Here is a 10,071-nt window from a genome sequence, read left to right as displayed (position 1 = left end):
GAACTGCGCAACATGTGGACTCGCACCGATCAGCCCGGCCTGTGGTTCACCGGCGGCGCATTCTCTCAGTGCCGCATCTACTCCAAGTACCTCGCCCTGCAAATCAAGGCCACTGAACTCGGCTTGATGCCCCTTGCGGAGGCCGCCGTATAAGCGATCGTGGGACAGGTCGTTGCCCCAAACAGAATCCGGCTTCCGATGAATAGGAGACAAGTTATGACTACGCCGTATAAAGAAATCGCTTCGGACCTTGGCTTCCCAGAGGGACCTATTGCAATGCCCGATGGGTCTATCTTGTTGGTGGAGATCTCCGGTCAAACCTTGAAGCGCATCACGCCCGACGGAAAGCAACATGTGGTCGCCCGACTGGGCGGGAGCCCCAACGGCGCTGCAATGGGCCCGGGCGGCAAGATCTATGTCGCCAACAGCGGCGGCAACACCTGGAGCAAGCGACCGGAAGGCCGAGTGCTTCCCGGTCTTCAGCCTGCGGAATACAAGAGTGGATCGATCCAGATCGTCGATCCTGAAACGGGAAAATTTGAGACGCTTTACGATTCCTGCGACGGACGACCGCTCAAGGGACCGAACGATCTGGTCTTCGATAACGCTGGGGGTTTTTGGTTCACCGACACCGGTAAAACGCGAGAGCGCGACATGGACCGCGGAGCCGTCTACTACGCTAAAGCGGACGGATCGAAGATCGAAGAGAAGATTTTCCCGATCGATCGGCCCAACGGCTGTGGACTGTCCCCGGATGGAAAGACGCTATACGTTACGGAAACGCTGACCGCACGGTGCTGGGCCTTTGACCTCGCGGGCCCGGGCGATATCATCTCGGCAAATCATCCTTATCGAGGCGAGCCGGGCAGACTCATAGCGGGCCTAGGCGGTTACCAGATGTTCGACTCACTCGCGGTCGATTCCGCGGGACACATTTGCGTCGCGACTCTCATTACAGGTGCGATTAGCGATATCGCTCCCGACGGGGAAATCGTAGGGCAATATGCGCTCCCCGATCCCAATGTCACCAATATCTGCTTCGGCGGTGACGACTTGCGTACGGCATATGTAACGTTGTCTTCCACTGGCAAGCTGGTGTCGTTCGAATGGCCGCGCCCGGGGCTCAAGCTCGAGTACCTCAACAAGTAACAGCAAAAAGTTGGTCGAGACACGCACAGCTGGGCCGTCGTGTGTTTCCAACAACGCGACGTCGCCTGATTCGGTCGCTGCCATGACGGCTTAAGCAGCACCTCTTCAGAGGCGACGTCCGCCGTGCCCGTTGGAGGGTGCGGCCGACAAAATAGTTGATTAGATCCCAGCCATTCCTTTTTCTGCGTGAGCGATGACAAATACGAAGATGTCATCGGTGCGCGAACAGAAGAAGATTCACTGGAACATACGCAAAACCCTTTGCTGACTGCAGACTTTGCCTAAGACCATGGATTTCAATCTTTCTGAAGAGCATCAGGCGTTCGCCGATAGCGTTGCCCGTTTCGCCCGAGACAAACTGGCCGCCGGCGCACTCGAACGCGCCCATTCCTCTCACTATCCGTGGGAGACCGCGCAGTTGCTGGCGCAGCAAGGATTGCTCGGCATTGCCTTTCCCGAATCCGATGGCGGCCAGGGCGGCACGCTGATGCATGCGGTGCTGGCCATCCAGCAGGTAGCGCTGGTATGTCCGAAGAGCGCGGATATCGTGCAGGCCGGCAACTTCGGACCGATTCGAACGTTCGTCGAATATGCGACGCCCGAGCAGAAGGCGCGGTTCCTGCCCGACCTCCTCGCCGGCCGCAAGCTGATTTCCTTGGGTATGAGCGAGCCCGACGCGGGCTCCGCTGTGACCGAACTCAAGACTACAGCGACGCCCGATGGTGACTATTACCGTCTGAACGGTAGCAAAGTGTTCTCGACGCACAGCCCGGAAGCGGAGCTATTTTTGATCTACGTGCGCTTCGGGCCGGGCGTCAACGGAATCGGGTCCGTGCTCGTCGAGCGCGGCACGCCCGGGTTTGAGGTCGGCAAACCGTCCAGCTTCATGAACGGTGAGCAGTGGTCGCCGCTGTTTTTCGACGATTGTCGAATTCCAGCATCGAACGTGCTCCTCGGCGAAGGCGGTTTCAAGAAACAAATCTCCGGCTTCAATGTGGAACGCCTGGGCAACGCATCGCGGGCGCTGGCGTTGGGACGGCATGCGTTCAACCTTGCGCGTGATCACGCGATGACGCGCACGCAGTTCGGCCGCGCGCTGTGCGAGTTCCAGGGTTTGCAATGGAAGTTCGCGGATATGGTGATGAAACTCGACCAAGCCCAGATGATGCTGTACCGCGCCGCACTGGAAGGAGAACACGGTCTGCCGAGTGCGCAAAGCACGGCCATGGCGAAGCTGGCTTGCAACCTGGCGGGCTGGGAAGTTTCGAACGAGGCGCTCCAAGTCATGGGCGGCCTTGGCTTCAGCCAGGAATCGTTGGTCGAATATTGTGTGCGGCGGACTCGCGGCTGGATGATCGCGGGAGGATCCATCGAGATCCTGAAGAACCGCATCGCCGAGGGCGTGTTCGGCCGCTCCTTTTCCCAACGTGCCCCTAAGGTTTAATCGAACGTTTGCAGGATTGAATTCCCGCGCGAGCGCCCATAGTCCATGCAATTGAGAAGCGACAGCAAGTAATGGCCACCACCACCTGCACTCCCATGACGTCATCGCCCTCCTTGGCTCAGGCACTGCTGCGCCCGGCCAGCATTGCGCTAGTTGGAATTTCCGACGACCCTGGGAAAACGAGCGGACGACCTTTGTTGTTCCTTCGGCGAGCCGGTTTCAAGGGGCGCGTGTACCCAATCAACGCGAAGCGCACTGAAGTTCAAGGCGAACGCGCTTGGCCAAGTTTGACCAGCCTACCGGAAGTCCCTGATCACGCGTTCATCTTGACGCCGACGGAATCTGTGCTCCCGACCGTGACTGAGTGCGCGAAGCTAGGCGTCAAAGTCATCAGTATTCTCGCAAGTGGCTTCTCGGAATCCGGGCCGGAAGGCGTTGCAAGGGAGGAAGCGTTGCGGGAACTTGCAGCAAGCACCGGCATCCGCATTCTTGGTCCCAGCAGCCTCGGCGTCGTCCATCCTGAGAGCGGGCTGGTACTGACGGCCAATGCAGCCTTCGCTGAATCTGATATGCCCCGTGGCAAGGTCTTCGTCGCATCTCACAGCGGAAGCATGATCGGAGCACTAGTCTCTCGCGGTAAAGCCCGCGGCGTAGGTTTTGCGGGTCTCGTATCGGTAGGCAGCGAAACAGATCTTTCCATCGGGGAAATCTGCCAAGCTACGCTGGACGATCCCGAAATTGAAGGTTACCTGCTCTTCCTTGAAAGCCTCCGGCATGGCGAAGAACTGCGGGCCTTCGCACGGGCGGCTGCGCAGCGTGGCAAGCCGGTAGTGGCCTATAAACTCGGTCGTTCTGCAGCGGCCGCGGAAATGGCCGCAACACACACAGGCGCGTTGGCAGGCGAAGACGATATCGCCGACGCCTTTCTCCGTGATCTCGGTGTAGTACGAGTCGAGATGCTGGACACCTTCCTAGAGGTGTTTCCGCTCGCACAGCGATTGGGAGCGACCCAGCATGCAGCCCCGCGGCGCGTCGGCGTAGTAGCGACTACAGGGGGCGGCGCCGCAATGGTGGTGGATCAACTGGGCGTGCGCGACGTCGTAGTGCAACCGGCTTCGCCGGAGACGCTGAAGAAGCTCGAAGCCGCAGGCATTCCGGGGAACGCCGGTCGAGTTCTGGACCTCACGCTCGCCGGTACGCGTTACGAAATCATGAAAGCGGCGCTTGGCATCATGCTCGATGCGCCGGAGTTCGATATGGTTATCGCCGTAGTCGGATCATCGGCGCGCTTCAATCCAGACCTCGCGGTCAAGCCAATTTTGGACAGTGCAGACCATGTGAAGCCCTTGTTGGCCATGCTCGTACCCGATGCACCGCAGGCCCTCGCGCAACTGACGCAGGCTGGCGTGCCGTGCTTCCGTTCACCCGAATCTTGCGCCGATGCTGTTTCCGCCGTGCTGGCTCGAAGATCCTCGGGCGTGGGACCTGCATCCGGCCACCCGACATCGTCGGAGGGCCATGCCATCAGTGAAGCACAGGCCTACGAAGTCCTAGATATCTTGTCTGTTCCGCACGCACCGTACGTCACGCTGCCGCTGCGCGGTCCCGCCGCGACACTGCCGTTCGAGTACCCCGTGGCCGCCAAAGTCTGCTCCGGACAAATCCTGCACAAGACCGAAGTTGGCGGCGTGCTGCTCGGCATCCGGAACGAAACGGAACTCGCGCAAGCACTCGTCACCCTTGGCAACAACCTCGAAGTGCGTGCCCCCGGCGTGCAATGCGACGACGTGCTCGTGCAGCCGATGCGACGTGGCCTAGCAGAGGTGCTGCTCGGATATCGAGTCGATCCAGAGGCAGGCCCGGTGGTCATGCTCGCCGCTGGTGGCATCTGGGCAGAGGTACTACGCGACCGAAGCATCCGCTTGGCGCCAGTACCGCTGGAGACGGCGCGCGAAATGGTGGCTGAAGTTCGGTTATTGCAGACCGTGGCCGGCATGCGCGGCAAGGAAAGGGGCGACCTCGAAGCGCTTGCACAGACAATCGTCAACCTGTCCCAACTGGCTCTGCGCCCAGATCTTCGCATATGTGAGGCGGAGGTTAATCCGCTCATGGTGATGCGCGAAGGAGAAGGCGTCATGGCTGTCGACGCGCTAGTGCTGCAAGCATAGACGCTGGCGCTAACGGGCTACATGAAAACTCTCCTCGCTCTCCAACTGATTACCGGCTTATGAGTGCCCCCGCGTACGAGATCTTCGCAATCCGATTCGCCACGATGCATCGGCGCCGTCGGGACAACTTCATTCACCCGGTGACTGACGAGCCTGACAAGCCCACCGAATTGGATTTCTATGTCTGGCTGATTGTCGGAAACGGCAAGGTCGTTCTGGTCGATACCGGCTTCAGTCACGCCTCATCCCTTGCGCGCGGGCGCCCTTATCTGATAGAACCGGCCTCGGCTCTGCGGGACCTAGGGTATCCGCCAGAATCGGTCCAGGACGTCATCGTGACTCACTTGCACTACGACCATGCCGGAAATGTGGGCGATTACGGGCATGCGAGGATTTGGCTGCAAGAGCGCGAGCTGCAATATGCCACCGGTAAGTGCATGTGCGAGCCGCGCCTGAACTACTTCTTTGCGACGGACGACATCGCGGTGCTGCTCAAACGTCTATATCGCGGTGACGTGCGGCTGATCCAAGGCAGTTACTCCCTACACGACGGCATCGAGCTACATGCGATCGGCGGGCATACCGATGGGCTGCAAGTGGTGCGCGTACGGACTTCACGCGGCTGGATAGTCCTGGCCTCTGATGCCGCACACTACTACGAGAACTATCAGACCCGCAATCCGTTTCCCGCGCTGTACAAAATCGACGAATTGTTGGCCGGCTATTCACGCATTGAGCGCCTCGCTGACGGCCCAGAATTCATCATTCCTGGCCACGATCCTCTGGTAGGCGAACGTTACCCGTCAACCGGGCTGCCGACGCCATATGCCCACCGAATTGCCTGAAGGCAAAGATGGAATACACTCAATTTATTGCCGGCGAGTTCCGACCAGGCACCTCTGAACAGTCGGTCACCGTGATCAATCCCAGCGATGCTGGCGCGCTGGGCCAATACGCATGCGCCAGCGAGCAGGACGTCCGCGAGGCAATCGACGCTGCCGCCGATGCGTGGCGAACCTGGCGCAAGACGTCGGCGCTGGAACGGGCCGGACTCCTGCGGCGCGTTGGAGCTTTGATGCGTGAGCGCCGTTCGGCCATCGCCGAGCAAATCAGCATGGAGTTGGGAAAGCCATTTTCAGAGGCGCAACGCGAGGTGGACACGGCAGCTGAAATGTTCGAATGGTCTGCCGAGGAAGCGCGGCGCATTTACGGACGGACCATTCCGCCACGCGGTGCAGGAATCTCACAAACCGTGGAGCTCGAGCCTATCGGTCCAGTCGCTGCATTTGCAGGTTGGAATGCCCCGGCGATTACACCATCGCGTAAGATCAGTAGCGCCCTCGCTGCAGGTTGCACTATCGTAATTAAACCCTCTGAAGAGACCGCTGGCGTAGCACTGGCCATCGCACGTGCTGTCCAGGACGCCGGTGTACCCGATGGCGTGCTTAATATGGTCTTCGGCGATCCCGCCGGCATCGCGGATCAACTCTGCGCAGCGCCCGATATCGCGATGGTGACCTTTACGGGGGCCACTTCGATCGGTAAGCAGCTCGGAGCCAAGGCGGCGCTGACGATGAAGCGTGCAACGCTTGAACTCGGCGGGCATGCGCCAGTGATCGTCTGTGCCGATAGCGAAGTCGAGCGTGTCGCAGGGATGGCGGTCGCGACGAAGTACCGCAACGCCGGGCAGGTCTGCACTTCGCCTACGCGCTTCTTCGTCGAAGCTTCTGCGTTTGAATCATTCAGCACCGCCTTTGTGCAGGCGGCGCAGGCCCTAAGAGTCGGAGATCCTTTCGACAGCGCAACACAAATGGGCCCCCTGAAAAATCTGCGCCGACTGCAAGCCATTGATCGGATGGTTCAGGATGCGAGCGATCGAGGGGGACGCGTCGCGGCCGGCGGGCGACGCTTGAATGGTTCAGGCTTCTTTTATGCGCCTACAGTTGTGGTCGGGCCTGATCCGGCTAGCGAAGCATGCCAAGTCGAACCATTTGGCCCTCTCGCGCTGCTAAGCCCTTTCGACACGCTGGAAAGCGCCATCGCGCAAGCCAACAGCCTGCCTTTTGGCCTCGCCGCGTATGCCTTCACAAACAGTCTGCAGCGCGCTCGCCGACTTTCCTCCGAAATTGAAAGTGGCGTCGTCTGTATCAACGAATGGCAGGCCTCGCTACCCGAAACGCCTTTTGGTGGAACAAAGGATAGCGGGCTGGGCTCGGAAGGCGGCACGGAAGGGTTGCACGAATTTCTGCGCACTAAGTGCGTTCGGGTCGGAGTCAGCGCGTAGGCAAGTCATTTCATATTCGAGCGGTTCGCCACGGTCGCGCCCTTCAGGTCCGCGCGTGGCGACTTCTCGCCCTCTTCTGCTTCCCCCGATTCAGATGCCTCATGCAACAGCCAGTCGCGGAACGCTGAAATCTTTGGTGAGAAGCGCTGGACGGCTGGCGTCACGACGTAGTGGCCCTTGCCGGTCTTGAATTCACGATTGAACGGCCGTATCAGGTGCCCGTGCCGGATGTCCGCCTGCACCATATGTTTTTGTCCGATCGCAATACCGAGCCCGTCCATTGCCGCCTGCCAGGTAAGTATCGAACTACTGAATGTCATTGTGTCGGCGCCGTTAAGCGCAGCATCCCGCCCAACATGATGCAGCCAGATCGGCCAATCGTTCTTGCGATATTTGGATATTAGAAGACGCTTGCTCAGCAAGTACTCGGGGAACCTCTCGCAACTGTGAACGTCGTCGAGCAGCTCCGGTGCGCAGACCGGCTCAATTATGTCTTCCATCAAGAGCGTTGCCTGGCTGCCGGTCCAATGGCCATCGCCGAGCAGGATAGCCATGTCGCAACTCTCGGCATTGAAATCCAGTGGTGCGGGGCTGTTGTCCACTATGACTTCAATGTTCGGGTACAGCGCATTAAACCGCGGAAGGCGGGGAATCAGCCAGCGCGCCGTCAGCGTGGTATAAGTTCTGAGCCGGATCCGGCTATCCGAATAGCGTTGAGTGACGTAGCTTGTCGCTTGGCTGATCGCCTGAAACGCGGGGGTGACCCTGCGCGAATATACCTCGCCCACTTCCGTTAATCGCACGCCCCCCCGTTCTCGCGTGAACAACTGCACGCCCAGATATTCCTCTAACACTGCGACCTGACGGCTCACCGCAGACTGACTGACGCAGAGCTCACTGGCAGCATGAGTGAGGTTTTCAGTGCGTGCAACCACCTCGAATACTTTGAGCGGGTTCAGGGGAGGAATCTTCATCACGGTAACGCGCAGTCTTGCTAGTCAACTCTGTGCCATCGGTTCGCGGTCAGAGATGCGGGTTATCGCCATGGCGTCTGAGCGGGGCGGAACGCTAGCACCACCACAACCAATCCGACGACATGGCACATCTCATCGCTAAGCATGAACATCAACGCAGTCGACGGCCGTCGCGCCATCGCCGGCGCGAAACTGAGCAATCAGTCGATCGAGGGCAGCCACGGCCGCTTGGGCGTCGCGTCTGCGCAGGCTGTCTAGAATCTCTCGGCGCAGCGGGAACAAGTCCGGCCGAGCTCGCACCTGCAACACATGAGTCATGCGCTCGCGCTGAATGGTGGCCATAGTCTGAGCCATGAGCATCAGAGCCTCGTTGTGCCCGGCCGCGGCTATCGCCCCGTAAAAGCGGCGGGCCGACTCAATACGTTGGGCCAAAGGCGCGGCTTCCGGAAGTTGCTCGATTTCCTGCACAGCTGCCTCGATTGCGTCGAGCTCCGTATCGCTCGCCCGCTCGCATGCCATGCGCAACAGTGTGCCGTAAAGCGTGCCGTAAGTTTCGTCGATGTCGGCCTGCCCAAGCCGCCCCTGCATCACAAGGGTATGCAGCGATTCGGCCAGCATCATGTAGGCGCCCTTGTAGAACACCAACGCCTGGTCCGCTGAGCCGCCGCTCATATGCTTGACTTCGCCGATAAAAACGTAGTGATCGCCCGCATCGTGGCACGCATACGTGCGGCATTCGAAGCTTGCCAGGCAATCGTCGATCATCGGCATCCCGAGCACGCCCGCGCGCCAATCCACTCCCTCGAACTTGTTCTCAATCCGGCTTGAGGCAAACCGGCCGGAGAGCGCATCCTGGCGCTGCGACAGGATATTGATCGCAAATCCCTCAGCCGAGGTAAATACCTCGAGCAACCGGCTGGCCTTACGCAGGCTGAAAAGCACCAGCGGCGGGTCAAGCGACACCGAGCTGAAGGAGTTGCACGTCAGCCCCGCCGGACGTCCCTGGGCATCGCGCGTTGTGACGATCGCCACCCCCGTCGGAAAGCAGCCAAGCAGCTGCCGGAACAGCGCCGGCTCAATGGAAACGGGTTCGCTGGTCATCGGTTGGTTCAGGCTCATGATATTTCCTGCAGTTAATAAGCAGACGTGCGCGGTGCGGGGAGCTGCCGGGCCGACTCAATTGTCGCGACGTCCGCTTGTCTCCAGTTGCAAAGTATCTCTCTGCTCACAGCGAGTGCGTATGTTGCCGGTGCAGCAGCGATGCCGGATTGATTTGTGATCACGACATTGCTCGCTCCGGTCACCGCGATTTCATCAGACTATGAATATCGGCTCGACCGGAAAGGTCGTTATCTCGTCGAGGAACTTGCCGGAATGCGTAACCGTTTCCTTTCCTTCCGCGGATGCGAAAGCGGTCGTCAAGGCGCCCAAACTCGGGAACCAAAGCTCGACGATTCCGTCGATCGGCAATCCGTCGTAATCGACCTCTGTACCCTTTGGAACCTGCCTTCCGGTGACGAGATTTTGCCGATAGCCGATTACGCCTGGAATAGCTTTGATGAGAGATGCGTGAACTCCCAGCCATTCCTTGGTGAATTCTTCAGGCGACAGCTCTGGGCGACGGCGGAGCAACGAGATGCGCTTGATATAGGTCCCCTCTTTGGGCGGGGGAACTACTTCAATCCGATCGACCGTAACGACACGCACCCGCTCGAGGAAACGGCTTTCGTTTGCGATCAGCGATTTGCCAACATCTGTTGCCATTGCAGCACGCATGTCTGCGTCATTACCGAAGCTTAGCTCCGAGAATCCGTCGATTCGCTCAGCCCCGCTTTTGAACCCGCTTCCACGTTGTTCGACAGGCAGCACGTGATTCTGCTCATAGCTTTTAAGCCGCGGCAACCTGGCCGCGATGGCACCGTGAATATCTCGCCAATGCATTCGAAATTCATCGGCAGTCAACGCTGGCTTCTTGTTTAACAATCCGATTCGTACTTGCATACAAGTCTCCTCTTCTTAAGATTTATTTGATATTCGGCGATTCCGTGTATT

Annotated in this window: 8 protein-coding genes; 5 read left to right on the top strand and 3 right to left on the bottom strand. The window is 59.3% G+C overall.

The features are described 5' to 3' along the window. Nucleotides 1-216: 216 nt before the first annotated feature. The 5 genes from B0G57_RS29780 (at nucleotide 217) to B0G57_RS29760 (ending at nucleotide 7,045) form a co-directional block, all read left to right on the top strand. Nucleotides 217-1,149 carry an SMP-30/gluconolactonase/LRE family protein gene (locus B0G57_RS29780; protein ID WP_026230063.1) on the top strand — a complete coding sequence of 311 codons (933 nt, stop codon included), beginning with the start codon at nucleotides 217-219 and terminating at the stop codon, nucleotides 1,147-1,149. Nucleotides 1,150-1,438: 289 nt separating this feature from the next. After that, nucleotides 1,439-2,593 (top strand): acyl-CoA dehydrogenase family protein, encoded by a 1,155-nt coding sequence (locus B0G57_RS29775; protein ID WP_018442798.1) that lies wholly within the window; start codon nucleotides 1,439-1,441, stop codon nucleotides 2,591-2,593. A 71-nt stretch (nucleotides 2,594-2,664) separates the two neighbouring features. Then, the gene (locus tag B0G57_RS29770) at nucleotides 2,665-4,761 is read left to right on the top strand and encodes an acetate--CoA ligase family protein (protein WP_223258773.1); all 2,097 of its coding nucleotides are present in this window, start codon (nucleotides 2,665-2,667) and stop codon (nucleotides 4,759-4,761) included. Nucleotides 4,762-4,820: 59 nt separating this feature from the next. Beyond that, complete coding sequence (locus tag B0G57_RS29765; protein WP_018442795.1) at nucleotides 4,821-5,606, top strand: N-acyl homoserine lactonase family protein; 786 nt, start codon at nucleotides 4,821-4,823, stop codon at nucleotides 5,604-5,606. 8 nt (nucleotides 5,607-5,614) lie between these two features. Beyond that, nucleotides 5,615-7,045 (top strand): NAD-dependent succinate-semialdehyde dehydrogenase, encoded by a 1,431-nt coding sequence (locus B0G57_RS29760; RefSeq protein ID WP_018442794.1) that lies wholly within the window; start codon nucleotides 5,615-5,617, stop codon nucleotides 7,043-7,045. 5 nt (nucleotides 7,046-7,050) lie between these two features. Here the strand turns inward: B0G57_RS29760 and B0G57_RS29755 are convergent, their stop codons facing one another. The 3 genes from B0G57_RS29755 to B0G57_RS29745 form a co-directional block, all read right to left on the bottom strand. Next, on the bottom strand, nucleotides 7,051-8,019 hold the full coding sequence (locus tag B0G57_RS29755; protein ID WP_018442793.1) for a LysR substrate-binding domain-containing protein: 969 nt from the start codon (nucleotides 8,017-8,019) through the stop codon (nucleotides 7,051-7,053). 138 nt (nucleotides 8,020-8,157) lie between these two features. Beyond that, complete coding sequence (locus tag B0G57_RS29750; RefSeq protein WP_018442792.1) at nucleotides 8,158-9,138, bottom strand: flavin reductase; 981 nt, start codon at nucleotides 9,136-9,138, stop codon at nucleotides 8,158-8,160. 195 nt (nucleotides 9,139-9,333) lie between these two features. Next, a complete protein-coding gene (locus B0G57_RS29745) occupies nucleotides 9,334-10,020 on the bottom strand; it encodes an EthD domain-containing protein (RefSeq protein WP_026230061.1) in 687 nt (228 codons plus the stop codon). Nucleotides 10,021-10,071 lie beyond the last annotated feature (51 nt).

This window comes from Trinickia symbiotica (assembly GCF_002934455.1).
In the GTDB taxonomy this organism is placed as follows: Bacteria; Pseudomonadota; Gammaproteobacteria; order Burkholderiales; family Burkholderiaceae; genus Trinickia; species Trinickia symbiotica.
The sequence above is the reverse complement of the archived record's forward strand: the minus strand, read 5'-3'. Positions and strand labels throughout refer to the sequence as shown.